At 67.0% G+C, this 23,624-nt stretch carries 26 protein-coding genes; 12 read left to right on the top strand and 14 right to left on the bottom strand.

The window, feature by feature from the left end:
• Positions 1 to 36: 36 nt before the first annotated feature.
• A complete protein-coding gene (locus ACFXHA_RS32550) occupies positions 37 to 201 on the top strand; it encodes a hypothetical protein (RefSeq protein WP_379362907.1) in 165 nt (54 codons plus the stop codon).
• Between the two features lie 3 nt (positions 202 to 204).
• Here the strand turns inward: ACFXHA_RS32550 and ACFXHA_RS32555 are convergent, their stop codons facing one another.
• Entirely contained in the window at positions 205 to 1,059 is an 855-nt protein-coding gene (locus tag ACFXHA_RS32555; RefSeq protein WP_379362909.1) for a phytanoyl-CoA dioxygenase family protein, read from the bottom strand.
• A gap of 42 nt (positions 1,060 to 1,101) precedes the next feature.
• On the opposite strand from ACFXHA_RS32555, the gene ACFXHA_RS32560 reads away from it, so the two are divergent.
• Together ACFXHA_RS32560 and ACFXHA_RS32565 are read left to right on the top strand one after the other, a co-directional pair.
• A complete protein-coding gene (locus tag ACFXHA_RS32560; protein WP_379362911.1) occupies positions 1,102 to 1,680 on the top strand; it encodes a TetR/AcrR family transcriptional regulator in 579 nt (192 codons plus the stop codon).
• Positions 1,681 to 1,745: 65 nt separating this feature from the next.
• Complete coding sequence (locus ACFXHA_RS32565) at positions 1,746 to 3,485, top strand: GAF domain-containing sensor histidine kinase (protein WP_379362913.1); 1,740 nt, start codon at positions 1,746 to 1,748, stop codon at positions 3,483 to 3,485.
• A gap of 273 nt (positions 3,486 to 3,758) precedes the next feature.
• On the opposite strand, the gene ACFXHA_RS32570 is transcribed toward ACFXHA_RS32565, so the two are convergent.
• Positions 3,759 to 4,595: a hypothetical protein gene (locus tag ACFXHA_RS32570; protein ID WP_379362915.1), complete on the bottom strand. Its 837-nt coding sequence runs from the start codon at positions 4,593 to 4,595 to the stop codon at positions 3,759 to 3,761.
• A 78-nt stretch (positions 4,596 to 4,673) separates the two neighbouring features.
• Between ACFXHA_RS32570 and ACFXHA_RS32575 the strand changes: the two genes are divergently transcribed.
• The gene (locus ACFXHA_RS32575; RefSeq protein WP_379362917.1) at positions 4,674 to 5,075 is read left to right on the top strand and encodes a nuclear transport factor 2 family protein; all 402 of its coding nucleotides are present in this window, start codon (positions 4,674 to 4,676) and stop codon (positions 5,073 to 5,075) included.
• Between the two features lie 23 nt (positions 5,076 to 5,098).
• On the opposite strand, the gene ACFXHA_RS32580 is transcribed toward ACFXHA_RS32575, so the two are convergent.
• From ACFXHA_RS32580 to ACFXHA_RS32615, 8 genes are all read right to left on the bottom strand, one after another.
• Positions 5,099 to 5,257, bottom strand: coding sequence for a hypothetical protein (locus tag ACFXHA_RS32580; protein WP_379362918.1), 159 nt, complete (start codon positions 5,255 to 5,257; stop codon positions 5,099 to 5,101).
• Between the two features lie 153 nt (positions 5,258 to 5,410).
• A complete protein-coding gene (locus ACFXHA_RS32585) occupies positions 5,411 to 6,538 on the bottom strand; it encodes a PLP-dependent cysteine synthase family protein (protein ID WP_379362920.1) in 1,128 nt (375 codons plus the stop codon).
• 48 nt (positions 6,539 to 6,586) lie between these two features.
• On the bottom strand, positions 6,587 to 6,922 hold the full coding sequence (locus ACFXHA_RS32590) for an AzlD domain-containing protein (RefSeq protein WP_379362922.1): 336 nt from the start codon (positions 6,920 to 6,922) through the stop codon (positions 6,587 to 6,589).
• Positions 6,919 to 7,692, bottom strand: a complete 774-nt coding sequence (locus ACFXHA_RS32595) for an AzlC family ABC transporter permease (RefSeq protein WP_379362924.1) — start codon at positions 7,690 to 7,692, stop codon at positions 6,919 to 6,921. The genes ACFXHA_RS32590 and ACFXHA_RS32595 overlap by 4 nt, the downstream gene beginning before the upstream one ends.
• 164 nt (positions 7,693 to 7,856) lie before the next feature.
• Positions 7,857 to 8,816 (bottom strand): LysR family transcriptional regulator, encoded by a 960-nt coding sequence (locus ACFXHA_RS32600; protein WP_379362926.1) that lies wholly within the window; start codon positions 8,814 to 8,816, stop codon positions 7,857 to 7,859.
• 39 nt (positions 8,817 to 8,855) lie between these two features.
• Complete coding sequence (locus ACFXHA_RS32605; protein WP_379362928.1) at positions 8,856 to 9,626, bottom strand: 2-phosphosulfolactate phosphatase; 771 nt, start codon at positions 9,624 to 9,626, stop codon at positions 8,856 to 8,858.
• 111 nt (positions 9,627 to 9,737) lie between these two features.
• On the bottom strand, positions 9,738 to 10,718 hold the full coding sequence (locus tag ACFXHA_RS32610) for an AraC family transcriptional regulator (protein ID WP_379362930.1): 981 nt from the start codon (positions 10,716 to 10,718) through the stop codon (positions 9,738 to 9,740).
• A gap of 89 nt (positions 10,719 to 10,807) precedes the next feature.
• On the bottom strand, positions 10,808 to 12,379 hold the full coding sequence (locus tag ACFXHA_RS32615; RefSeq protein WP_379362932.1) for a hypothetical protein: 1,572 nt from the start codon (positions 12,377 to 12,379) through the stop codon (positions 10,808 to 10,810).
• 135 nt (positions 12,380 to 12,514) lie between these two features.
• Here ACFXHA_RS32615 and ACFXHA_RS32620 point away from each other — a divergent pair, with 135 nt between their 5' ends.
• Positions 12,515 to 13,645 carry a hypothetical protein gene (locus ACFXHA_RS32620; RefSeq protein ID WP_379362934.1) on the top strand — a complete coding sequence of 377 codons (1,131 nt, stop codon included), beginning with the start codon at positions 12,515 to 12,517 and terminating at the stop codon, positions 13,643 to 13,645.
• Here the strand turns inward: ACFXHA_RS32620 and ACFXHA_RS32625 are convergent.
• Together ACFXHA_RS32625 and ACFXHA_RS32630 are read right to left on the bottom strand one after the other, a co-directional pair.
• Complete coding sequence (locus tag ACFXHA_RS32625; protein WP_379362936.1) at positions 13,621 to 14,328, bottom strand: response regulator transcription factor; 708 nt, start codon at positions 14,326 to 14,328, stop codon at positions 13,621 to 13,623. The two genes, ACFXHA_RS32620 and ACFXHA_RS32625, sit on opposite strands and share 25 nt — an antisense overlap.
• A gap of 89 nt (positions 14,329 to 14,417) precedes the next feature.
• Positions 14,418 to 15,929 carry a sensor histidine kinase gene (locus ACFXHA_RS32630; protein ID WP_379362938.1) on the bottom strand — a complete coding sequence of 504 codons (1,512 nt, stop codon included), beginning with the start codon at positions 15,927 to 15,929 and terminating at the stop codon, positions 14,418 to 14,420.
• Positions 15,930 to 16,137: 208 nt separating this feature from the next.
• On the opposite strand from ACFXHA_RS32630, the gene ACFXHA_RS32635 reads away from it, so the two are divergent.
• Together ACFXHA_RS32635 and ACFXHA_RS32640 are read left to right on the top strand one after the other, a co-directional pair.
• The gene (locus tag ACFXHA_RS32635) at positions 16,138 to 18,207 is read left to right on the top strand and encodes a glycosyltransferase family 39 protein (protein ID WP_379362940.1); all 2,070 of its coding nucleotides are present in this window, start codon (positions 16,138 to 16,140) and stop codon (positions 18,205 to 18,207) included.
• Positions 18,204 to 18,836 (top strand): DUF47 domain-containing protein, encoded by a 633-nt coding sequence (locus ACFXHA_RS32640; RefSeq protein WP_379362942.1) that lies wholly within the window; start codon positions 18,204 to 18,206, stop codon positions 18,834 to 18,836. Before ACFXHA_RS32635 ends, ACFXHA_RS32640 begins: the two co-directional genes overlap by 4 nt.
• Before the next feature lie 11 nt (positions 18,837 to 18,847).
• On the opposite strand, the gene ACFXHA_RS32645 is transcribed toward ACFXHA_RS32640, so the two are convergent.
• Complete coding sequence (locus tag ACFXHA_RS32645; protein WP_379362944.1) at positions 18,848 to 19,666, bottom strand: MBL fold metallo-hydrolase; 819 nt, start codon at positions 19,664 to 19,666, stop codon at positions 18,848 to 18,850.
• 112 nt (positions 19,667 to 19,778) lie between these two features.
• Here ACFXHA_RS32645 and ACFXHA_RS32650 point away from each other — a divergent pair, with 112 nt between their 5' ends.
• The gene (locus ACFXHA_RS32650) at positions 19,779 to 20,351 is read left to right on the top strand and encodes a helix-turn-helix domain-containing protein (protein WP_379362946.1); all 573 of its coding nucleotides are present in this window, start codon (positions 19,779 to 19,781) and stop codon (positions 20,349 to 20,351) included.
• A gap of 1 nt (position 20,352) precedes the next feature.
• Here the strand turns inward: ACFXHA_RS32650 and ACFXHA_RS32655 are convergent, their stop codons facing one another.
• Positions 20,353 to 21,255, bottom strand: a complete 903-nt coding sequence (locus ACFXHA_RS32655) for an oxygenase MpaB family protein (RefSeq protein WP_379362948.1) — start codon at positions 21,253 to 21,255, stop codon at positions 20,353 to 20,355.
• Between the two features lie 215 nt (positions 21,256 to 21,470).
• On the opposite strand from ACFXHA_RS32655, the gene ACFXHA_RS32660 reads away from it, so the two are divergent.
• From ACFXHA_RS32660 to ACFXHA_RS32675, 4 genes are read left to right on the top strand one after another with little or no spacing between them, the layout of a single operon-like run.
• Positions 21,471 to 21,695: a hypothetical protein gene (locus ACFXHA_RS32660; RefSeq protein ID WP_379362950.1), complete on the top strand. Its 225-nt coding sequence runs from the start codon at positions 21,471 to 21,473 to the stop codon at positions 21,693 to 21,695.
• The gene (locus tag ACFXHA_RS32665) at positions 21,696 to 21,884 is read left to right on the top strand and encodes a hypothetical protein (RefSeq protein ID WP_379362952.1); all 189 of its coding nucleotides are present in this window, start codon (positions 21,696 to 21,698) and stop codon (positions 21,882 to 21,884) included. It abuts the gene before it with no gap.
• Positions 21,884 to 22,753, top strand: coding sequence for an MlaE family ABC transporter permease (locus tag ACFXHA_RS32670; RefSeq protein ID WP_379362954.1), 870 nt, complete (start codon positions 21,884 to 21,886; stop codon positions 22,751 to 22,753). Before ACFXHA_RS32665 ends, ACFXHA_RS32670 begins: the two co-directional genes overlap by 1 nt.
• Position 22,754: 1 nt before the next feature.
• Entirely contained in the window at positions 22,755 to 23,618 is an 864-nt protein-coding gene (locus ACFXHA_RS32675; RefSeq protein ID WP_379362956.1) for an ABC transporter permease, read from the top strand.
• Positions 23,619 to 23,624: the final 6 nt, after the last annotated feature.

A 23,624-nucleotide genomic window follows, 5' to 3' on the forward strand; every position in this document is an offset into this window, starting at 1 on the left:
CTCGGACGCTCATAGACAGGGTCCAGAGAGGAAGTCATGAAGAATCATGCACCACTCAGCGAGCGGGCGATCGTCAAATACGAACGAGTCGAGGGCCGCTACAAGGTCTCGGTGTCACCGGTCGACCGGCTGGCCTGGCGCATCGGTTACGCGCCGGACATGAAGGCCGCCTTCGAACTCGCCCAGGAACTCGCCAACTGAGCACTACAGCGACTGTGCGCCCGGTTCCAGCAGCCGTTTCGGATGCATACCGTCGACCTGGCCGATAAACGGCGGGTGAATGCTGTAGCCCAGCATCCGGCGAATATCCTCCGAGACAGCGCGGACCGTATCGCGAGTCATCGAGAGCGTGAACGCTTCCTGCGGGCGCAGCCACGGTTCGCAATATTGGGCGGTGAGCGCCAGCCGCGAATTCTCCGACCGATTCGCGCCGCCACCGTGCCACAGAGTTCCGACAAAGAATACGCAGCTACCGGCACGCATTACGACCGGTTCCCTGGTCTCGCCATCGGGCAGGCGATCGCCCCAGAGGTGGCTGCCGGGAATGATATCGGTCGCCCCGTTCTCCGCGGTGAAGTCGTCGATGGCCCAGATGGTGGCCGCCCCCAACCCCTTTCGCGGACGCGGCAGCGGATAGAAGCCGTCGTCGGTGTGCAGCATCTGCGCCTGCTCGCCGGGCAGGATATTGATCACCTGCAGCATCGAGAGCAGATAGTTCGGCAGGAACAGCCGATCCAGTAGGGCAAGTACCCGGGGATGATCGGCGATCCGGTCACACGCGCGGGTCTTGTTCAGCACGCTGTAGATGCGCTGTGTCGAGTGGCCCTCGAAGTTGTTGCGGCCCTTGAGTTCCAGCAGCGGCGCGACGCTCTCGCGGATCTCGTCCAGTTCGGCCGGCGAGAGCAGGTCCGGCAGGATCACGTATCCGTCGCGCGCCACCGCGGCCAGATCCGCCTCGGCGACCGCCGCGTCCACCTCCGCGCCGCTGCTCGCGGTGCGCTGATAGGTGCCCGCCAGATCGCCGTCGAGGTCGCGCAGCGACGTCACTTTCCCGCTCATGCCGTCTCCTTTAACATAACTGAGTTCTGTTATCCTGCGACTGTGGCACGCGCACCGATCGGACGTCAACAACTTCTCGACGCGACCCGCGACGAACTGGTCCACGCGAACGGGATCCTCGAGCTCAGCGCCCTGACCCGCCGCACGGGTCTGAGCACGGGCGCGCTCTACCACCATTTCGGGTCCAAAATCGGTCTGCTGGCCGCGATCTGGGACGACTTCTACGAAGGTCTGAGCGAGTCCATCGCTGACGATCGCGTTCCCGCCGACGGCGACTGGGCCACCCGTGAACGGGCCCGCACCCACAGTTTCGTGGCCTTCCACTTCGCGCATCCGCTCTCCACGCTGTTGCTCGACCGCGCCGCCCCCGATCCCGGTCTCAGCGAGATCCAGGCCAACTACATCCGCAACCTCGCCGACGCGGCGGCCACCAATATCCGTCGCGGCCAGGCCACCGGCGAGATCCCCGCCGATCTCGATGCCGACAGTGCGGGCGCGTTCGTCATCGGCGGTCTGCGCCACGGCATCGCCCAGCAATTGCGCACCGAGCCACTACCGCCCGTCGAGCTTGCCGCCGAACGCCTTTGGCGGCTCACCGCGGCGGCGCTGCAACTGCCCTGACGAACTGCGCGGGATGTTTGCGCTTCGGTCGCGCGCGAATTCGCCGGGGTGGAAGAATCTGCCGCATGTCGGGCGGTTCGATGCCCAGTACCGGTGACAGAACTCCGATGGTGGAGGCACTGTCACAGTGGCGGCTGCGCGAACTCCTCGCGGAGGTGCAGGAGCGCATCGTGCAGGTCGCCGATGTGCACAACCGGATGGACCGGCTCATCGACGCCATGCTGGTCATCACCTCCGGGCTGGATCTCGATGAGACGCTGCGGACCATCGTGCACACCGCCATCGAACTCGTCGACGCCCGCTACGGTGCGCTGGGCGTGCGCGAGACCCGCAACAGCGGCGACAATCTCTCGCAGTTCGTGTACGAGGGCATCGACGAGCGCACCCGGGTGCTGATCGGCGATCTGCCGCACGGTTGCGGGGTGCTGGGGCTGCTCATCGAGGAACCGAAACCGTTGCGGCTCAAGGATCTTTCCAATCATCCCGCCTCGATCGGCTTCCCCGACCATCATCCGCCGATGCACAGCTTCCTGGGTGTGCCGGTCAAGGTGCGCGACGAGGTGTTCGGCAGCCTCTACCTCACCGAGAAGGTGAACGGCCTCGAGTTCACCGAGGACGACGAGGTCGTGGTGCGTGCGCTGGCCGCCGCGGCCGGTATCGCGGTGGCGAATTCCCGGCTCTACGCGCAATCACAGTTGCGGCAGCTCTGGCTGGAGTCGATTCGCGATGTCGCCACCGAGCTGCTCGGTGGCGGCGATCCGACGGAGGTGATCGAACTGATCGCCGATCGCGCTCTGGCCCTGACGGATTCGGTGTGCACGTTCGTCGCCCTGCCCGAGGATCTGGAGCTCGCCGACGACGCGGTCACCGAACTGATCATCGCCGCCGGCGCGGGCGTGCCCGCTCCCGCGCTGCTCGCGCGCCGCATCCCCATCGACGGGTCGCACACCGGCACCGTCTTCCGCACCGCGGACTGCATGGTCACCGAGGGCTTGGCGCACAACCCGTTCCCGGAGTTGCACACCGAATTCGGGCCGGTGCTGTTGCTGCCGCTGCGGGCGCGGCGCTCCATGCTCGGTGTGCTCGGGGTGCTGCGGTCGCCGGGGGAACCGGATTTCGACGCGTCCGCCATCGCCATGATGACGGTCTTCGCGGGTCAGGCGGCGCTGGCATTGCGGCTGGCCGACAACCAGTCCCGCATGCGTGAACTGGATGTGCTCTCCGAACGCGACCGCATCGCCCGCAATCTGCACGACCGGGTGATCCAGCGGCTCTTCGCGACCGGGCTGGTGCTGCAGGGCACCGCGCAACGCATCCGGTCGCAGGAGATCCGGGATCGCCTGCACGAGAGCCTCGATGACCTGCAGTCCATCGTGCAGGACATCCGGCAGTCCATTTTCGACCTGCACGGCCGGTCCATCGGCCAGGCCCCGTTGCATCAGAGCCTGCACGATCTGGTCGCGGAGATGACCGCGGAAACCAAGCTGCGCACCACCGTTCACGTCTCCGGCCCGCTGTCGGTGCTGCCGCTGGCGCTGGCCGAGGATGTGGAGGCGGTGCTGGTCGAGTCGCTCAGCAATGTGGTGCGCCATGCCGGGGCCGACACCATCACCATCGCGCTGACCGTGGCCGACGATGTGAGCGTCGAGGTCACCGACAACGGTGTGGGCCTGGATCAGAACGCGGCGCGGCGCAGCGGATTGGCGAATCTGGAGGTCCGGGCGCGGCGACGGGGCGGCGCCTTCGGCATCGATGTCGGCGAATCCGGTGGGACGCACGTGCATTGGACCGTGCCACTGCCCTGAGCATCACGCGAATGCCCCCGCCGGCGGGTGTCTCAGCACTTTCGGGGGTGCTCCGGCGGGGGCATGGGTCACCGTATGGGTCGCTTCCGTTCCCTCGACCACCTCCTTCCCAGGGGGCGCTGGTACTCGACTGTCCCGATCGGTGCTCTAGAGCATGCCGTGCACACGCGAGCTCCGGCACGGCCGAAAGTCACTGCCCAGCCGCCACTCCGGCCCCAACCAGCCGGGTAGATCGGCATGCCCAGACGGCCCGCACCGCCCGCGAAGGGACCCTCAGCCCCGGTGGAGCTCCCAGAGCGCGACCACGCGGCCGTCGATCAGGCGGAGCGTCGCGAGGGCGGTGCTCAATCCGGGGGCGGTACGCATGCGGTCGACGGTGCAGGGCTCGTCGGCATGGCCGTTGGGGAGGACGACAAGGTGATCGGCGGGCTGTTGGCACATCGGGCCCGCGCCGATCGACATGATGGTTGCTTCCGCGGCCAAGGGTGCCGATAGGTTCGGGCTGTCGGGCGTCGTGTCTCGGTAGGTGAGTGCGCCCTGCGCGCTGATCCCGAGGCCGTCGATGACAATCTCGGTCGGCATCGGGCCGGTGGGCTGCAAAGTGGCGGCGTCGGAGGAGATCCGGAAGCTGTGGCCGCTCTCGTCGCGGCAGCCGACACCGGTGTGCTCGTCGACATCGCAGCTGAGAGTGCCCGCGCTGAGGGTCTTGCCATAGGGCAGCACCCCGAACGTCGCGTTCACATCGAGCACCGGTGACAGCCTGCTGTGCAGCAGAGCGGGCGGCTCACCGGCAAGCAGATCGATGAGATTCGGTGTGACAGTCCGCGTCCGGCCAGGATCGCGGTCGATCACCGCGGGCAGATCAGCGGGAAACGCCCCACCGTTCTGCGGATCGGGCCCGCAGGTGACCTCGGCGGCCTGATGCGCACTGGTCACCAGCATGCACCGGAACTTCCCATCGGCCGTGGTGAATACGTAGGTTCCCGGCGAGCGCGGATCACCGAAATCGGAGACCGGAACCGATTCCGTCGCCGAGGGTGTCGCGGACACCGGGCCGCTCGGGGCCCCGGATCCACACCCGGTCAGTACCAGCCCGAGCGCCAACGCCATCGAGCCGAACATTCCTCTGCTGCAGCCCATCCCACCCTCACCCCGCACCGCCGCCGACCTCGGTGCACGATGTTACCCATGTCGATCTCCCCGGCCGACCGGCTGGCCATTCACGAACTGCTGGCCCTGCACGGTCATCTCAGCGACAGCGGCGACTTCGACCGCTTCACCGAGGTCTTCACCGACGACGTCCGCTACGACCTCACCGCCTACAACGCAGGAGTGGTCACGGGCCTGAACGCCCTGCGCGACATGGCTCTCCAACTCGGCGACCGCAACCCCCTGGCCCACCACGTCACCAATATCGTCATCTCCCCCACCACCCCCGACACCGCCCGCGCACTGTCCAAGGGCTTGGCAGTCAACCTCGACGGCACCACCGGCAGCGTCACCTACGACGACACCGTCCAACGCACCCCCGGCGGCTGGCGCATCACCCACCGCCGCATAATCCCCCGCCGCAAACCCCTCACCCCCTAGAACGCAGTCCGCAACATCCGCGATCAGCGAATCCAGCTCCATACCCAGGTGTGCGGAGTGGTTGCGGCGGCATCTTCGTGGTTCGACTGTTGTGGCTGTTCGGTTTTGGCGGCGGAGACTGTCCGCCATGTCAACGCCGCGAGTGCGGCCATCATGACTACGAGCACAAGTCCGGTGATCATTTCATCTCCCCCCAGAGCGGCAATCGGTTCGGTTGCCGTATTCACGGGATCGCGTCCGCGATCCCCACGCCATCATCACTCTCGATCGACGCCACCGCAACCACTCCCAGCATCGGGAGTGGCTGCGCCGCAGTGATTCTCATAACGTGCGGATCAGGCGGAGAGGTTGCCTGTCAGCAGGAAATGCTCGAGACGGCCGGTGTAGGGGGCGGTCACGATGCCCTGCTCGATCAGCCAGGTCTCGGAGTAGTACTTGTCGAGGTAGCGTTCGCCCGGGTCACAGAGAAGCGTTACTACGCTGCCCTTTTCGCCGCGGGCGAGCATGTCGGAGATGACCTGGAAGGATGCCCAGACGCCGGTGCCGGTGGAGCCGCCGCAGCGGCGGCCGAGCAGGCGCTCGAGCAGGTGGACGGTGGCGACGCTGGCGGCGTCGGGGACGCGCATCATGCGGTCGATGGCGTGCGGCATGAAACTGGGTTCGACGCGCTGGCGGCCGATGCCTTCGATGCGGGAACCCTTGTCGGAGGTGACATTCCGGTCCAGGGTGCGCCAGCCTTCGAGGAAGGTGGAGTTCTCCGGGTCGGCGACGCAGATGCCGGTGTCGCGCTGGGTGTAGTGGACGTAGCGGGCCAAGGTGGCCGAGGTGCCGCCGGTGCCCGCGGTGGCGACGATCCAGCTCGGCTCCGGGTACCGCTCCTGCTCGAGCTGGCGGAAGATCGACTCGGCGATATTGTTGTTGCCCCGCCAGTCGGTGGCGCGTTCGGCGTAGGTGAACTGGTCCATGTAGTGCCCGCCGGTCTCCTCGGCCAACCGCGCGGCGACCTCGTACACCTCACCCGGGTTGTCGACCAGATGGCAGGTGCCGCCGTGGAATTCGATGAGATCGATCTTCGAGCGCACCGTGGAGCGCGCCATCACGGCGATGAACGGGACCCCGATCAGCTTGGCGAAGTACGCCTCCGACACCGCGGTCGAACCGCTGGACGCCTCGATCACCGGTGCGCCCGGCCGCATCCACCCGTTGCACAGCGCGTACAGGAACAGCGAGCGCGCCAGCCGATGCTTGAGACTGCCGGTGGGATGGGTGGATTCGTCCTTGAGGTAGAGGTCGATGCCCCATTCGGTGGGCAGCGGGATGGTGAGCAGGTGGGTGTCGGCGGAACGGTTGCCGTCGGCCTGCACCTTGCGCACGGACTCGCGCAGCCAGGTGCGGTAGTCGATGTCGTAGCGGTTGATGTCGGTTTCCTCGACGGTGGTGGTGCCGGGGGTAACGGTGGTCATCACAATTCCTTTGGTAGAGGCCCGGTTACAGGCCGCGAGGCTGGTTGCTTACAGACCGGCAAGCCGGAGCAGGGCTAGGACGACGACACCGGTGCCGACGGTGGCGTACATGTTCTTGGTCCGCCACGCGACCAGCAGCGTCGGCAGGGCGGAGAGCAGCAGGGGGTTGGCCACATCCAGGTTCAGGGCGTGGGATGCGGTGTCCGGGACGAACACCGACGGCGCGATCAACGCGGCGAGCACGGCCGGCGGAATGTAGGCCATCCAGTGCAGCACCGATTCCGAGATGGTGAAGCGATCGGCGAGCAGCAGTGGCAGGGAACGGATTCCGTAGGTGACGGCGGTCATGCCGACCAGGACGACGAGCAGGGTGGTGGTGCTCATGACAGGCTCTCTTCGGCAGTGGCCGGGGCGGTATCCGCGGCGGCGCGGCGCTCGAGCAGCAGTCCGGCGGTGGCCCCGACGACGGTCGGCACCACGACGGCCCACAGCGGCAGTCCGGCGGCGGTGAGGGCGACGGCCAGCACACCGGCCAGCAGCGCGACCTTCACTTCGCGGCTGCCCTTGACCATCATCACCAGCAGTGCCAGGAACATCGCGGTCTGCGCGAAGTCCAGGCCCAGTGCCTTGCTGTCGGGGATCAGTTCGGCGGCCACGCAGCCCAGCGCGGTGGAACCGGCCCAGGCGAAGTGGATGAGGAAATTGAAGATGCGGCATTCGGTGGCCGAGCGATGCCGTTTGGCGAATTCGGTGGAATGCACCGCGAACGCCTCATCGGTGAGCTGCCAGGCGAAACCCATCTTGTCGTGGCGACTCCAGCCGGCCAGGTTCGGGGCCTCGGTGAGCGAGTACAGCGCGTGCCGCAAATTCACCAGGAAAGTGGTGAAAACAATGGACATCGGCGAAATGCCGGTCGATAGCGGGCCGAGTGCCGCGAATTGTGAGGAGCCGGCGAAGACGAAGGCCGACATGGCGATCGCGGCCCAGGCCGGGACGCCGAAGGTGGGGGCCAGTACGCCGAAAGCGAAAGAGACAGGCAGGTATCCGAGCATGACCGGCCCTGCGGCGGAGACGGCGGCGCGCCAGCAGCCACCCGGCGGAGCATCGTCCGCGACGACGGCTTGCGACGTTCTCGATCCGATTGCCTGTGCCATGGCTCCAACCTCTTCGTCGGTTCCTGATTTCTCCTTCGACGCTAGTCGAGCAAATCGTTTTTAGGCACTGACCTGGGCGAATAAATCCCAACCATTAGTAATAGGGGGTGAAACTTCCGATAATGGTCGGCCCCGAAATCAGGTGTTCCAGGCGACACCGGAATTCACGCTGTGACGGCGCTCTCCACGAGCGGTGCCGTCGCCTGCAATTCGTCGATGACCGCGCGCACCGCGGGCACGGTCTCGAGCTTGGGCAGGGTGACGGCGAGGATGCGCCGGGTCATGGCGGGCTCGACCGGGACCGAACGCACCGAGCCGATGGCCGGGACCCCTGACAAGGCGAGCTCGGTGGCCAACGCGACGCCCAGTCCCTCGGCGACCAGCCCTACGACCGCGCCGAGGTTCTCGGTGGCGAAGGCGATGTCGGGGTGGAATCCGGCCTCGGCGCACACATCGATGAGGTGTCCGCGGCACTGCGGACATCCGGCGATCCACTTCTCCCCCGCCAGTTCCGACAGCTGCAGCGGAGTGGTCCGCGCGGTACCGGCCAGCCGGTGCCCGGGCGGCAGCAGCACCCGCAACCGGTCGATGAACAGGGGCCGCACGCTCAGTTCGGACAGGTCCGGACTGCCTGCGTCACAAGAGCTTTCGCTGTCGGGTACCCGGCCGTCCGGATAGTCGAAGACGAGCGCGATCTCGCATTCCCCGGACTTGAGCATGACCACCGCCTCCGGCGGTTCGGCCTCGATCAACGCGATCTTGAGATTGGGTTCGGCGGCCTGGCTGCGGGCGATGGTCTTGGGCACCAGCAGCGAGCACGCGCTGGGGAACGCCGCCAGCCGCACCTTCCCCGCCCGCAATTCGGTCAGCGCCCGAATCTCCGCCTCGGCCGCGTCGAGGCTGCCGAGCACGGTCGCCGCATGCCGACACAATGCCTCTCCGGCCTCGGTGAGCTGCAACTGATGCCCCGACCGCGTGATGAGCCCGGTCCCGAGCTGCCGCTCCATGGCCTTGATCTGCTGACTGATCGCGGGTTGCGTATAGCCGAGATGCCGGGCGGCGGCGGAATACGAACCCGTCCGCGCTACCGCCCGGAAAATCTTCAGCTGTCTGACCTCCAGCATGCAGACCATCCTAAACAGCCGTGGGCAACACCCAGCTACCTAAGCCGTCGCATCGGCGAAGGCACCGTCGGCGAGAACCGGAACCGAGCTGCTCGAGTCGATCTCGACGGCGGCGGCGACATCGGCGCCGAACCCGATCGCGGCGAGTTCGCGCCCGGACGCACAGTCGGTGACGGTCGCGGCCACATCCCGCTCACCGAGGTAGGCGTTGCGCGCACTCCGCGCTTCGGCCGACAGCGGACCCACACCCTGCGCGACCATCGCGTCGATGACGGCCGCCGCCCCGAGCAGATCCTCGATCGCGGGCCGCAATACCTCACGCCCCGGCCAATGTTCCCCCGCCGCAATCACTCCCACCGGCCGTTCCGCAGTCCCCCACCCCTGCTTCACAATCCACTGCCCCACCGCGGTCGCATTGCGCAGGCAAGCCGCAATGACCGGCACCCCACCCACCGCCGCCGCGATCGCCGACCCGTTCGGCGAGGGCAGCACCAGCCGCTCGGGCACGGGCGCACTCCGCAAGGCCGCGGGTGACAGCGACCAGGGATGCTCGGCGGTCACGGCCCTACGCCCGACGGCCAGCCGAGCGTCCTGCGCGAGCGCGAACTCCCCCGCCGTGTGATCCCTTGCGGGATAGGGAAACACCCGTGTCCCCGCATCGATCGCCACCGACACCGCCGTGGTGAACGACAACACATCCACCACCACGATCGCCGCACACTCGGGCCCCAGCACCCGAGCCCCCGTCAACCCCCACTCGAACCGCACCCCGGCCCCAACCTGCCGCGCCCACTCCGGCCGTTCCGCCACCGCAATACCCCTCTCCGCGTAGCCCTCCACCCTTTCATCAAGATCAGGGAGTCGCCACCGCGGGGATTCGGACAAATCTCCGCGCTGACAACTCCCTGATCTTGGTGCGGGTCAGCGGGTTCGGGGGCGGGGGCCGAGTTGGTCTCGGAATTGGCCGGGGGTGACGCCGGTTTCTTCGCGGAAGGCGCGGTAGAAGTGGCGGTCGGTGGCGAAGCCGGAGGCTGCGGCTACGGCGGCGAGGGAGCGGGAGGTGTCGGCTCGGATGAGGCGGCGGGCGTGGGCGATGCGGGTGCGGCGGACGATGGCGCCGGGTTCGCCGAAGCCTTCGCAGACTCGGTAGAGGGTGCGGCGGGAGATGAGGCAGGCGTGGGCGATCTCGTCGACGGTGAGGTCGGGGTTGGTGAAGTTCTTGCGGATGTAGGCCAGCACCTGCTGGCGGGTGTAGAGCGAATCGGTGGGGGCGGGCGAGGATTCGCCGGTGGCCAGCAGGAGCGCGGAGGCCATCATGCCGGCGGCGTCGGTGCCGAAGACTGTGACGGCCCGCGCCAGGTCATCGGGTCCGAGATCGGCTAGGCCACGAAAGAAATTGGTGACCACGCCGAGCGCGCCGGTGGTGGGAACGGACGTCGCGGTGGGCAACTGCTCACGGGTGAGCCCGGAGTGTTCGAGCACCAGTTGCAACGGGGCCCGCACCAGCGTGGACAGGCAATTGTCGGTGGTGCGGCTCTCGAGCGGCAGGCCGCTGTCGAAGAAGGTGATGGTGCCGGGCTTGCATTCGGCCACCTGCCCACCCTGCTCTGTCCAATTCGTCCCTTCCAGCACGATATTCACCAGCAGGAACTCACCGGTCGACTGCGCCACCATCTTCTTTGTCCGCAATGCCCGTTGCGCGCTGGCCTGCATGCGCGACACCGCGAATCCATCGAATTGGGTGGTGGTGATTTGACCGTGCCAGTGACCTTGGCGCAATGGCTCGATCACCGTCGGGGCGACCGCGTCCGACATCAGGGCTTCCCACTGCTCGAACGCCTGACGTGGCGAAAGGGTCGAGGACGATGAGATCTCGACAGCGCCGAATACGGCTTGCTCCACGCGGGTAATCTTCCCACCACATATCGTTCAGCAACCACGTTTCGCGTGAGATCTCTATTCGGTTCGCGGTGAAGGCCACGACCGTGACCTCACGGAACGGGCGAACCGCTCATCAGCAGCGCTGTCAATGTATACAGACGCTCGATTCGGAGCGGCGATCCCAGATCTTTGTAGTGCCACAGTGGAGTTCGCACGGAATCGGTCACCGCACTGTCGAAGGAATCGGCAAGAAAAATGTGTGCCCGCCGCAACGCGGCGGCCACCACCCGCTCCGCCGCGGGATTCGTGCAACTGCCCAGCGCGTGCACCGCGCACGCGGTCTCCTCGGTGGTGGAATGCCAGATGCCCCAGGAACCGTCACGTCGCTGGGTGGCGAGCAGCCACGCGAGTGCGCGCGAGACGGCGAGCAGGGCGTCGGCGGAGAACTCGACTTCGAGGGCCCGGACCAGCGCCATCGCCGCGGCGGCGGTCGGCGGATATGGGGAAGCGACCGACCGGTCGTCCCAGTGGCCGTCCGAGCGCTGCGCTTCCACCAGCGCACGCACAGTGGCGGATTCGCGCTCCCGATGCCATGCCACCGCTCGCGGGACGGTCGTCCACGCCTCCAGGACATGCGCCGCCTGCAGCACCCCGGGTGCCGCCGGGCTCGGAAAACGCAGCAGGCAGCGGGGATCCACGGGATCATCCCAGGAGTTCAGTACGAAGACCGCGAGTGCCGTGTCATCGGCATCCGGCGGCAGTCCGGGTGCGAAGGCCATCCCCTCTGTGCCCAGGGCCGATCGCAGCGAGGCACTCAGCGACGCGACGAATCCGGGCGGCAGCGGAAACCCGAGACGCACGAAAAGCGCTGCCGCCACAGCCCGTTCGAAGTTGGTCACGGGCGCCAGCATCGGCCACAACCCGTGGTGGCGGACGGCCTCGCGGCGCAGATAGCGCTGCGCGCCGTCCAATTCGCCGCCGTGCCAGCGAATCGCGCTGGCGGTCAGCGCCGGTGCGCACCAGATCGACCCCGCGTGCAGCTGATCCTCGGCGCGCCAGCCCAGCGGCGGTGAGTCCAACAGCTCCAGCGGGAACGTCCGCCATTCCACCCGCCGGCCGGCCACCGCCCGCGCGTGTCGCCGCGCGCACCCGTCGACATTGCCCCGCTGGGCGTTTCGGGCCCGGCTCGCCGCGATTCCGTAGCGTGCGCCGTCGAAATCCGGCTGGGTGAGGAGTCGTTCCAGCAGCATCGGCACCGTGCAGTCGACCGCCTCCAGACTGGGCAGTCGGTCCGGCACAAAGACTTCCGGATCCGAGAACAGGAACTCCGTCCCGCGCCGCGCCGCGGTCCACGCCCGGTCCCGATCGATCGGCGCGTCGTGCGGCAGCTCCCGCAGGGCGCACACCACCGCCAGCGTCGGCACCACCCGATACCCACGCGGCGCATGCGGACTCCCCCAGCTGCCGTCGCGATTCTGGCTGCGCGCCAAGGCGTTCAGCCCCAGCCGCGCCAGCGAATCGGGCAGTAGCCGAGGGGTTTGCCAGAGCCGCCCGAGCACCCCGGCGGTGGCATAGGCCGACCCGGTCAGCATGCCGTCGGGATCCTCGTCGACCAGCCTGATCAACTGCCACAACGACATCAGGGCACGCCTGCGCAGCGCGCCGATCGATTCCTCGTTCACGGATGCTCGCAGGGGTTGCGGACGAGACGGGAACTCCTTCACGATACCCCGCCACCAGGCGTGTGACCGCCGCCCTGCAAAGCCAAATAGCTTGCCGCGCTGCAGATCTTGCGAATCCGGTAATATCCGTCCTAATTGTCGGTTATCCTGGCGGTGGAGAGATTCCGCCTCCGGCCGAGTGAACCCGAGTGTTACCAAATGAATGAACACGATCTGCGGCAACTGGAGATCCCCCTTCCGTTCGCCCCGCAGCGGCATTCCATGAGCGATCGAGCACAGGAAAGAGTTCAGATCTGGGCAACTCGTTTCGGATTACTCGCCGACGACGCCGCGGCCCGCCGGTTCGACTCTCTCGGATATGCGCGCTTCTCCGCATACTGGTGTCCCACCGCGTCTTTCGCCGACATGCTCCTGGTCGCCGAATGGATCACCGTATTCTTTATTTTCGATGATTTACAGAACCAGGCGATCACCACCGGCCGGCCCGAGGACTACGACCGGCTGCGCCACACCGCGCTGCAGGTCGTGCACGAACGTGGCTGCTCCGGACCGGTGCCACCGGTCATCGCGGCGCTGTCCAATCTCTGCACGCGGACCTTCCCTCGCAATTCCGCTGCCTGGCAACGCCGTTTCGAATTGAATCTCGAGTTGTGGCTCATCGGCCATGCCCGCGAGAATTCGTTCCGTCAGGCGGGTCGCTCCCCGAGTCCCGAGGAATATCCGCGACTACGCCGCGACGCTTCCACGGTATTGCCGACGGTCGATCTGGCGGAAATCATCGAACACACCGAACTGCCCGATGCGCTTTACTTCGGTCCTTCTTATCAGGAGATCATCGCCACGACCGCCGATATTATGTGCTGGACCAATGATCTGCATTCTCTGGCAGTCGAATACGATGCCGAGGACACCATCAATATGGTGACCACGCTCCGAGATCATCGGGGAATGGATTTGTCGGAGTCGGTGGCGGAGGTGCGCCGTCTGATCGATGTCAGAATCGCCGATTGTCAGGCCGCCGCACAATCCATTACCGCCGAGATGGACGCCTTGCATCTGCCGCCGAGAATTCGTAACGGCGTGCGCCGCTGCATTCGCGACTGCCAATCCGCCATGGCCGGAATGGAAGTGTGGGATCGCACCGACACCGTGCGCTTCACGCCCGACGCGGAGCTGGGCGACACCCGGAATATCGACTACAACAACGGGTTCCTGGACAGTTCGGCGATCGGCCGGGCGGCTCAGGCGGATTCGCGGAGGGTGTAGCCGACGCCGCGCACGGTGTGGATCAGCGGCGCGTGGCCGGTGTCGACCTTGCGCCGCAACTGGCTGACGAAGGTCTCCACGACCCGGTCGGCGCGGCCCTCCTCGGCCTGCCACACCCGGTCGAGGATCTGCCGCTTGCTGACCACCTTGCCCGCGTTGACCATCAGATAGTACAGCAGCTTGAACTCGGTGGCCGACAACCAGATCTGCGCACCGGAGCGGTAGACGGTGTGGGTGGCCGCGTCGAGTTCGAGGTCGGCGAACCGCAGTCGTTGCGGGCCGTCGTCCTCGCTGGGCTTGGTGCGGCGCAGGATCGCGTGCAGGCGCAGTACGACCTCCTCGAGGCTGAACGGCTTGCTCACGTAGTCGTCGCCGCCCGCACTGAGTCCCGCGATCCGGTCCTCGACGGCGTCGCGCGCGGTGAGGAACAGCACCGGAACCTCGCTGCCCTGGGCTCGCAATCGCCGTGCGACGGTGAAGCCGTCCAGATCGGGCAGCATCACGTCGAGCACGATGACATCCGGCGGGCGGCGGGTCGCGGCCTCGAGCGCGGCGCGTCCGCTGTCGGCCCCGGTGACGTCGAATCCGCTCAGCCGCAGCGCCGAGCACAGCAGGTCCAGAATGTTGGGCTCGTCGTCGACCACCAGCACGGTCGCCGCGTCCGCCGCGATGCGATCGGTCACGACAGCCACCCTAGGCGCGCGAACACGCTCGACCGTTGATTGCCCATACCGAACATCCTGGTTTCGGCGACCACGGCGCAACCTCGGTGTCAGCTGGGCGGTTCCTGTGAATGATCCGCGCTGCCGACCGGAAAGACGATCCGGAAAGTCGTCCCGACACACGGGGCGGTGAGCAGTTGGATGCGCGCGCCGTGCGCGGTGAGAACGGCCGCCACGATCGCCAGCCCCAGTCCGGAACCGCCCGCTCGCGACCGGGATTCATCGACGCGATAGAACCGGTCGAAGACGTGCTGGGCCTTGGCCAGGGGAATCCCCGGGCCGTTGTCGGATACTTCGACCAGCACGGCGGGACCGCCCACAGGCAACTCCACCCCGGCCGTGGCCACCACCCGCGTATCGGGCGGCACCCGCCCGGCCGCGACCCGTACGTCGATCTCGGTGGCGGCGGAGGTGTGCACGAGGCCGTTGCCGACCAGGTTCGTCAGCACCTGCCGCAGCCGGTTGGCGTCGCCCACCACCCGCACCGGCTCGTCCGGAAGATCAAGTCGTACAACGCGTTCCGGCTGCCGCACCAGAGCGTCGAGGACCACCTCGTCGGCGAGGGTGGCCACGTCGACCTCGGCCAGGTCCAGCGGGCGCTGCTCGTCGAGCCGGGCCAGCAGCAGCAGATCGTCCACCAGCACCCCCATCCGCGCGGCCTCGTCCTCGATCCGCCGCATCATGGTCGCGACCTGCCCCGGATCGGTCCCACCGCCGAGCCGGTACAGCTCGGCGTACCCGCGAATCGAGGTCAGCGGCGTGCGCAACTCATGGGAGGCGTCCGCGACGAAAAGCCGCATGCGCGACTCGGATTCCTCCAACTGCCGCATGCTGGTGGACAGCCGCCCGAGCATCACATTGAACGCCGTCCCCAACCGCCCGACCTCGGTGTGTTCATCGGCGTCGGGCACCCGCCGATCCAGGTCCCCCGCGGTGATGGCCTCGGCGGTGTGCTCGATCCGCGAGAGCGGGATCAGCCCCACGCGCACCAGCCACGCCGCGACCCCGGCCAGCACGAGCAGCAATGCCACGCCCGCCGCGATCTCGATCGTGCGCAGTTCCCGCGCGGTCGCGTAGTACCCGTCCAACGGCATCACGACCGCGGCCGTCCCGCCCTGCGGCTGCACCTCGGTGGCGGGTTGCACGACGGTCCGCACCCGCCATCGCGAACTGCCGCCGATCTCCCCGACCTCGAAGATCCGGCTACCGCGCGCCGCAACCGAAGCGCCATCCATGGGAGGCAGATCGATGGTCGTGTTCCCCACACCGATCCGCCCGACCTGCGTACCCGCGGTATCGAAGAACAGAATCTGGAACGTCGACGGCAGCCCCGACACCTCGTTGTCCGGTTTCGGCGGCGGCGGTGGATGATTCGACGTCGACACATCGGCGGCCGAACCGTTGAGCTGTGCATCGATGCGCGCCAGCTCGGAGCGCGCCAGCATCGAAGTGCTCAACAAGCCGAATGCCGTCAATCCGATGGCCGTGACCGCGACCACGGTCACCAGCAACCGCGTCCGCAAAGTCCATCGCCGCAGCCGCCGCAACCTTTTCCCCGTCACCTGGCGATATCTCCCTTCGACGCACCGCCCGTCGCGCCGACAGTAGGCGGCCAACCTCTGGTGAACTCGAGAACCGCCCGCCATGGTGGCGTGTCAGCATTGCCAGCGGGCTCACAGGTTCGCACGACATTCCCCCGAGGCGTGGCGGCCAGGATCGCCTTCGATGACCGCACCGGACGATCGGGCGCGGTGGAGGAAGGACGACGTGATGACATCGACTGTGCCACGGCCGGAGGTGACCGGCGCGCACCGACGACCCGCCGAGGACACCGGCGACCGCCGGACCACCAGGGACCGGGTGCTGTTCGGGTCGGCGGACCAACCGCGCTGGGCGCGGCCGGGACTGCTTGCGCTGCTCGCACTCACGGCAATGTTGTACGTGTGGGATCTCAGCAGCTCCGGGTGGGCCAACGAGTATTACTCGGCGGCCGCGCAGGCCGGGTCGCAGAGCTGGAAGGCGTTGCTGTTCGGGTCACTCGACGCCGGCAATGCGATCACTGTCGACAAGCCGCCTGCGGCGCTGTGGGTGATGGGGTTGTCCGGCAAGGTCTTCGGGTTCAACCAGTGGTCGATCCTGTTGCCGCAGGCGCTGATGGGTGTCGCGTCGGTGGGGCTGCTGGCGGCCACGGTGCGGCGGTTGAGCGGGCCGGGGGCCGGACTGCTGGCCGGGGCCGTCGCGGCGCTGACGCCGGTGGCAGTGTTGATCTTCCGGTTCGACAATCCGGACGCACTGCTGGTGCTGCTGCTCGTCGCGGCCGCCTATTGCACGGTGCGGGCCATCCAGGCCACGGGTGATCGGGTGTGGTCCGCGTCGACCGGGTGGCTGGTGTTGGCCGGGGTGGCAGTCGGGTTCGGCTTCCTCACCAAGATGATGCAGGCGTTCCTGATCCTGCCGGGGCTCGGTCTCGCGTTCCTGATCGCGGCGAACGGTCCACTGCGGCAGCGAATCTCCGCCTTGGCCCTGGCCATGGTCGCGGTCGTGGCATCGGCCGGGTGGTTCATCGCCCTGGTGGAGCTGTGGCCCGCAGACTCGAGGCCGTACATCGGTGGCTCGACGGACAACAGTCTGTGGCAGCTGGCGGTCGGGTACAACGGCCTCGGCCGCATCTTCGGCGGGAACGGCAATATGGGCGGCAGCGCCCCGAGCGGCGTCGACGCACCCGAGGGCATGCACGGCTTCGCCGGATTCAGCGGAACCTCCGGCATCACACGCCTTTTCAACGCGCAGATGGGTGCCGAGATCTCGTGGCTGCTCCCGGCCGCGTTGATCGGTCTGGTCGCCGGGCTGTGGCTGACCCGTCGTGCACCGCGCACCGACCCGACCCGCGCCGCCTTCGTGCTCTGGGGCGGTTGGCTGCTGATCACCGGATTGACGTTCTCCTACATGAGCGGCACCGTGCACCCCTACTACACCGTGGCCCTGGCCCCGGCAATCGGCGCACTCGTCGCACTCGGCGTGCGTGAATTGTGGTCGCGCAAAACCCGTCCGGCCGCCCGCCTGACCTTGGCCGTGATGGCGGCGGGTACCGGCGTGTGGTCGTTCGTCCTGCTGGACCGCACCCCGGATTGGCTGCCCTGGCTGCGTTGGGCCGTGCTGGTCGGGTCGATCCTGGTGGCGCTGGCCGTGATCGCCGGTACCCGGCAGTCACGCCGCTACGCGGTCACGCTCGCGCTGGCGGGCGCGCTCTTCGGACTCGGCGGCGCGAGCGCATGGGCGGTCGCGACCGCGACCCAGGCGCACAGCGGCGGCAATCCCACCTCCGGCCCGACCAGCCAGAGCTTCGGCCCAGGCGGCGGCATGCCCAGCGGCGGCCCCGGCTCGGGCGGCGGCTCCAGCCCGTCCACTCCGCCGAGCGGTACGTCCAGCCAAGTGCCCGAGGGGATTACGGGCGACGCGGCCGATGACGCCCCAGGGGGCGAGCACGGTTCGACCTCGTCGGCGAGCAACACCGAACTCGTCTCGCTCCTGAAGCAGACCAACGACCGTTGGGCGGCCGCGAGCGTCGGTGCGGGTACTTCCGCGACACTGGCCTTGAATTCCGGCAAGTCGGTCATGGCGATCGGTGGATTCACCGGTGGCGACGACTCCCCAACCCTCGCGCAGTTCCAGTACTACGTCGCCAGCGGCCAGGTCCGCTACTTCGTCGCCGGCGGTATGGGTTTCGGCGGCAATGATTCCAGCGGCTCCAAGATCACCGCTTGGGTCAAGGCGAACTTCACCGCGGAAACCGTCGGCGGTACCACCGTCTACGACCTGTCCCAGCCGCACACCGCATGAGCATCGAGCAGCTGCGCGGGCCGCGACCGGGTCCCGCGGTGGAACTCTATTTCACCTCCGCCGCAAACAATCTCGTCGCCGCGGCTCGCACCCTCGAGGAGATCCGCCTCGAGGGTGCGGATCCGCGCGCCGTGCGCGTTCGACTCTCGGCCTTCGAACGGGTCAGCCATCAACTCACCGAACAGCTGGTACGGCTGCTGGTGGCCGAACAGTTCGCCGTCCCCGACCGCACCGAGCTTTACCGGGCGGGCAGCCGCATCGACTACGCCGTCGATCATCTCGAATCGGTGGGGCGAATGATCGAGATCCACTGCCTCACCGTATTTCCCGACGAACTATTGCACCTGATCCGACTGGCCGCCGACGCGGCGTGGAGTACCGCGCAGGGCATCGCCCGGGTCCGCTCCCCGGAGGCCATGCCCCCGTACTGGCTGGATCTGCACCGCATTTCCGACGAGGCAGACCAGACCCTGCGCAAGCTCTACGCCCGCCATTTCGGCACCGACTGCCCCGTCGGCACCGCCGCCCTGCGTGACGTCAGCACCGAAATCGCCGAGGTCGCCCACCTACTCGACACCTCGTCCCGCACCATGCGGGGCGTGGTCGAGCGGTGGACGCGCATCGAGTGATCGGGCATCGATCAGCCGATCGACGGTGCCAGGTACTCCAGTGCGTAGCCGGTGCCCGACGGGGTCACCCGGGCGATCCCGGGTGAGTCCAGATGGGCACCGGCGACGAAATGGTGTGGGCGGGACAGCTGTTCGAGCAGAGTCGCGCGCGCGGCGCGGGCCTGCGACTGGTCGCCGTCGAACTCCCACGACACCTTCGGCTGCTCGAACTGCAGGGTGGGAACGTGCACGGTGTCACCCCAGACGATCAGATGCCCACCGCTGCTGCGGATTTCGTAGACGGTGTGGCCGGGGGTGTGGCCCGGTGCCGGGATCGCGGTGGTCCAGTCGTTGATCGCGACCGGCTCCGAGACCGGGACGACCCGGTCACGCAGGGACTCGAGTCGACCGGTGAACACCGAGGCGTCGCCCGCGCCGATCCAGACGCGCTCGAGTTTGCCGAACGCCTCGGACCCGTCCGGTGCGATCAGTCCGCTGACATGGTCTTCGTGCCGGTGGGTGATGGCCGCATCGGTGATCTGCCCGCGATCGACGCCCGCCTCCTCGAGCGCCTCGTAGATCAATCCCATGGTCGGGTCGTGCCAGTTGTCGGACGCGCCGGTGTCGATGAGCACCGACCGGGTGCCGTCGGTGACGTAGAAGGCGTTGACCGCCAGCCGCAGATTGCCGCCGACCAGCGGCACGGCGACCGGCACCACCGGCAGCACACGTCCCTGCTCGTCGCGCAGCCGCGTCGGCGGCATGTCGATGTACCCGTCTCGCAGCGAGATCACTTGCAGCTCACCGAATTCGAAGGTGGCGTGGTGCTTGCCACTCGAGATCAAACGCATGGATCCTCCATCGTTTCGGGCGCGCATATCACGCGTCTCCGATAGAAGACTGTATCTTCTTTAGGAGAAACGTACACTCGGGCAGCGAGTTACCCATCGATCGAGGAGCACGGTGATCGAGCAAGACGCGGGCGCGTTCGGCACGAATGTGCGGCGACGCCGCGAGGAGGCGGGCCTTACGCTCGAACAGCTTTCGACACAGTCGGCGGTCAGCCGGGCAATGCTGTCGAAGGTCGAACGCGGCGAGAAGAGCCCGACGATCGGTGTCGCGTCCAAGATCGCGCACGCGCTCGAGGTGTCGCTGTCGGACCTGATCGGCGGACCCGCGGCCGCCGACTCAAGTGTCGCCGTTGTGCTGCGCAAGAGCGAGCGTCCCGTATTCCGTGACCCGGAAACCGGTTTCGAGCGACACCTGGTGTCGGCGGCCCCGGGCGCGGGCGGCGCCGAGATGGTCGCCCACTACCTCCCCGCGCAGGTCTCCATGGGCCTGCTGCCCGCACTTCCGCCGGGTACGGAAAAGCAGGTCGTGGTGCTGAAAGGTACCGTCACCGTGGTGATCGGCGGCATCACCGAGACCTTGGACGCCGGGGACTCGATGTTCTTCCTGGCCGACCTGGACCACGGTTTCGACAACCGAACGAACACCCCCTGCGAGTACCTGATGTTCATCTCGCGCCGAGGCTGATCTAGATCAGTTCCTTGTGCCGCTTCAGCCGGTGGCGCACGTTCGACATCATGGTGCGCGTGCCCATGGTGCGAATGAACTTGGGGATGAAGCGATTCACGAAGCCGACGAACAGGAAGAGGTGTTCGAAGCGGCGTTGATCGGCGGCGGTCCAGTCGACGCCGAGCTGTTCACGGAAGTAGGGCGGCAGATAGCCGACGGTGAGGAAGCGCAGCAGACCGCCGAACAGGACGCGCAAATACCAGTGGATCATGCGCAGGTGCAGTAGGTCGTCGATGAAGGCGCGGATCTTGTCGTCGGCGGCCACCTGTTCGCAGGCCACCACCCAGTATTCGTCGAACTCGGCTCGCGTGGACGGCCACATCTCATCGGTGACCTGCAGGGTGGTGCCCAGCGGCGCCGACGTGGAATAGAACGCCTCGGCCTGTTCGGGACTCATCTTCCCGTTGAGCAGCTGGTAGGAGTCCTCGAACCCGATGTAGAGGCAGGCGGCCACCCACATCTGCAGGTTGCGGTCGAAGGCGTTGTAGCGCACCGCCGCTCCGGGTTCGGACTTCACCTGCCGATGCGCCACATTGATCGCCTCGCGCATGGCGATCTTCTCCTCCGCCGTGCCCAGGATGGCGACTGCGAGGTAGGAGGCGGTGGTGCGCAACCGTTTCCACGGATGCACCATGAGCGCCCCGGATTCGACCTTGCTGTCGGCCACGCCGTGCCCGACGCCGGGCCGCGCCATCTGCATGGCGACATTGGCCGCCGCGCCGGAGAACTGCCAGAAGTCCAGGGCGTCTTCGAGTTTCGGCGCCCGCTTGCCATCGGGCCGATGCACGCCGGGGATGTGGATGCGGGTCTGTTCGAGGGTGAGGGCCGGCTCGCCGGACGGCGGCACTGCCGCGAGTGTCATGGGTTCCCCTTCCGGGTGAATATCACGATGAACGGATACTAACTTAGGTGCAGCGCACACGACCAGAGTCGGCCGTCTCCGTCGATAATGCACCATTATAGGTCGAAAATAAGATCTCCGGAACCGCTTCCAAAGCGAAGAATGATGAGTAACATACGTCGCTGCGGCCGTTCGTGCACAGAGGCACGGACAGGGACCGAAAGGACGTTCGCGGCATGCTGAAACGCTTGGATCGCATACTCAGCTACGAGATGAAGGTGTCCGAGTTCCTCGGAACCCTGATCATTCTCGGCATTCCCTACGGACTGGTGGGGGTGGTGTGGACCCTCACGCACACCTCGCATCTGAAGCAGCTGCACGGCATCGATGTGATCATCTCGTTCCTGGGAGCCATCGTGTGCTGGCCGGTGCTCACCTTCTCGAATGTGTGCATGACCTAGATGATGGCGCTGGTCTGGCTCATCGACATCCTGGTGATCGGCATCAAGATCCTCGGTGGGCGAATGAAGGTCAATCCCGTACTGCGCGTGGGCCTGTGGGTGGCCGTGCTGTGCGGTGTGGTCGCGGGACTCGCGGCGGTCGGGATCGGCCTGTTCGCGCTGCAGCACTATCTGGTGGGGACGGCGTGATGACGACACTCGAAAAGCCCTCGGCCACAGCGGAGCCGGATCCGTCCGAGCTGGATCGGATCGGGCAGAGCCTGCGCGGCCTGTGGCGGAGGCATCCGCAACGCTCGCTGGAAACCCTGGGCCGGCAGGTCGATCTGGGTCGTGACGCGCTGCGGCAACTGGTCGTCTCGATCCTGCGGCGGCGCTTCCCCTATCGGGAATTCATCAAGCAGTGCGCGTTCATGACGAGCGTCTCGGCCGCGCCGACGGTGCTGGTGGCCATTCCGATCGCGGTCGTGGTCTCGATTCAGGTGGGCGCGTTGGTGAATCAGGTCGGCGCGACGACCTTCATCGGCGCGGTGGCCGGGCTCGGCATCATCCGCCAGGGCGCGCCGCTGGTCACCTCGCTGATGATCGCGGGTGCGGTCGGGTCGGCCATTACCGCCGATCTGGGTTCCCGGACCATCCGGGAGGAGATCGACGCCATGATGGTGATGGGCGTGGATCCGGTCCGCCGGCTGGTCGCCCCGCGGATCGCGGCGGCGGTGCTGGTGAGCATGCTGCTGTGCGGGTTCATCGTCTTCGTCGGCTTCGCTACGGCTTACCTGTTCAACGTCTACGCGCAGTCGGGGACGCCGGGTTCGTTCATCGGCTCGTTCGCCTCCTTCGCGGTCGCCAACGATCTGGTGATCGCGATTCTCAAGGCCGCCATCTTCGGGTTGCTGACCGCGGTCATCGCCTGCGATATCGGCTTGCACGCGCACGGCGGTCCGGGCGGGGTGGCCAATGCGGTGAACTCGGCGGTGGTGAGCTCGGCGCTGATGCTGTTCGCCTCCAATATCGTGCTCACCCAGCTCTACAACACGCTGCTCCCGTCGAAGGTGGTGTGAGATGGGCTCCACCTACACGCCCCCGGCGCTCAAACCGGTGCGGATGGCCGCGAATGTGGTCTCGATGCCGGTGCAGGCCAATCAGCGCCTGGGCCATCAGGTCATCACCTTCTTCCAGGCCCTGATCGCGATTCCGTTCGTGCTGAAGCACTATCGCAAGGAGGTGCTGCGCCTGACCGCCGATGTCGGCTGGGGCAACGGCTCGCTGGTGGTGGGCGGCGGCACCATCGGCGTGGTGATCGCACTGTGCGGGTTCGGCGGCATCACCGTCGGCATGGAGTCGTTCACGGCGTTGAACCTGCTGACCATGTCGCCGCTGACCGGGGCCATCTCCGGGTTCGCCACCACTCGCGAGCTCGCCCCGATCATCGCCACCCTGGCGTTCGCGATTCAGGCGGGCTGCCGGTTCACCGCGCAGCTGGGGTCCATGCGCATCTCCGAGGAGATCGACGCACTGGAATCCATTGCCATCCGGCCGCTTCCGTATCTGATCAGCACCCGTATGATCGCCTCCACGCTGACCATCATCCCGCTCTACAGCGTGGGCCTGGCCACGGCGTATCTGACGACCAAGCTGTCGGTGCTGTTCCTCGGCGGCACCACCGCCGGGACCTACGACCACTACTTCTTCCAGTTCCTGCTGGGACCGGACGTGTTCTGGTCGCTGCTCAAGGTCATGGTGTTCGTGATGATCTCGACGTTCATCCAGTGCTATTACGGCTACGTCGCCACCGGCGGGCCCGAAGGCGTCGGGGTGGCGGCCGGGCGGGCCATCAAGATGGTCATCGTCGTCATGGTCTTCGTCAATCTCTTTCTGACCCTTGCGATCTGGGGTATCGACCCCGGCTTCCGCATCTCGGGATAGGTGTTT

It is taken from the genome of Nocardia sp. NPDC059240 (assembly GCF_042753865.1).
In the GTDB taxonomy this organism is placed as follows: Bacteria; Actinomycetota; Actinomycetes; order Mycobacteriales; family Mycobacteriaceae; genus Nocardia.

Coding starts and splice junctions, on each gene's coding strand:
- ACFXHA_RS32635 (WP_379362940.1), top strand. CDS start 16,138: ATGACATCGACTGTGCCACGGCCGGAGGTGACCGGCGCGCACCGACGA.
- ACFXHA_RS32595 (WP_379362924.1), bottom strand. CDS start 7,692: ATGGCACAGGCAATCGGATCGAGAACGTCGCAAGCCGTCGTCGCGGAC.
- ACFXHA_RS32655 (WP_379362948.1), bottom strand. CDS start 21,255: ATGACACTCGCGGCAGTGCCGCCGTCCGGCGAGCCGGCCCTCACCCTC.
- ACFXHA_RS32570 (WP_379362915.1), bottom strand. CDS start 4,595: ATGGCGTTGGCGCTCGGGCTGGTACTGACCGGGTGTGGATCCGGGGCC.
- ACFXHA_RS32580 (WP_379362918.1), bottom strand. CDS start 5,257: ATGATCACCGGACTTGTGCTCGTAGTCATGATGGCCGCACTCGCGGCG.
- ACFXHA_RS32550 (WP_379362907.1), top strand. CDS start 37: ATGAAGAATCATGCACCACTCAGCGAGCGGGCGATCGTCAAATACGAA.
- ACFXHA_RS32675 (WP_379362956.1), top strand. CDS start 22,755: ATGGGCTCCACCTACACGCCCCCGGCGCTCAAACCGGTGCGGATGGCC.
- ACFXHA_RS32565 (WP_379362913.1), top strand. CDS start 1,746: ATGTCGGGCGGTTCGATGCCCAGTACCGGTGACAGAACTCCGATGGTG.
- ACFXHA_RS32575 (WP_379362917.1), top strand. CDS start 4,674: ATGTCGATCTCCCCGGCCGACCGGCTGGCCATTCACGAACTGCTGGCC.
- ACFXHA_RS32590 (WP_379362922.1), bottom strand. CDS start 6,922: ATGAGCACCACCACCCTGCTCGTCGTCCTGGTCGGCATGACCGCCGTC.
- ACFXHA_RS32670 (WP_379362954.1), top strand. CDS start 21,884: ATGACGACACTCGAAAAGCCCTCGGCCACAGCGGAGCCGGATCCGTCC.
- ACFXHA_RS32585 (WP_379362920.1), bottom strand. CDS start 6,538: ATGACCACCGTTACCCCCGGCACCACCACCGTCGAGGAAACCGACATC.
- ACFXHA_RS32645 (WP_379362944.1), bottom strand. CDS start 19,666: ATGCGTTTGATCTCGAGTGGCAAGCACCACGCCACCTTCGAATTCGGT.
- ACFXHA_RS32640 (WP_379362942.1), top strand. CDS start 18,204: ATGAGCATCGAGCAGCTGCGCGGGCCGCGACCGGGTCCCGCGGTGGAA.
- ACFXHA_RS32600 (WP_379362926.1), bottom strand. CDS start 8,816: ATGCTGGAGGTCAGACAGCTGAAGATTTTCCGGGCGGTAGCGCGGACG.
- ACFXHA_RS32665 (WP_379362952.1), top strand. CDS start 21,696: ATGATGGCGCTGGTCTGGCTCATCGACATCCTGGTGATCGGCATCAAG.
- ACFXHA_RS32555 (WP_379362909.1), bottom strand. CDS start 1,059: ATGAGCGGGAAAGTGACGTCGCTGCGCGACCTCGACGGCGATCTGGCG.
- ACFXHA_RS32660 (WP_379362950.1), top strand. CDS start 21,471: ATGCTGAAACGCTTGGATCGCATACTCAGCTACGAGATGAAGGTGTCC.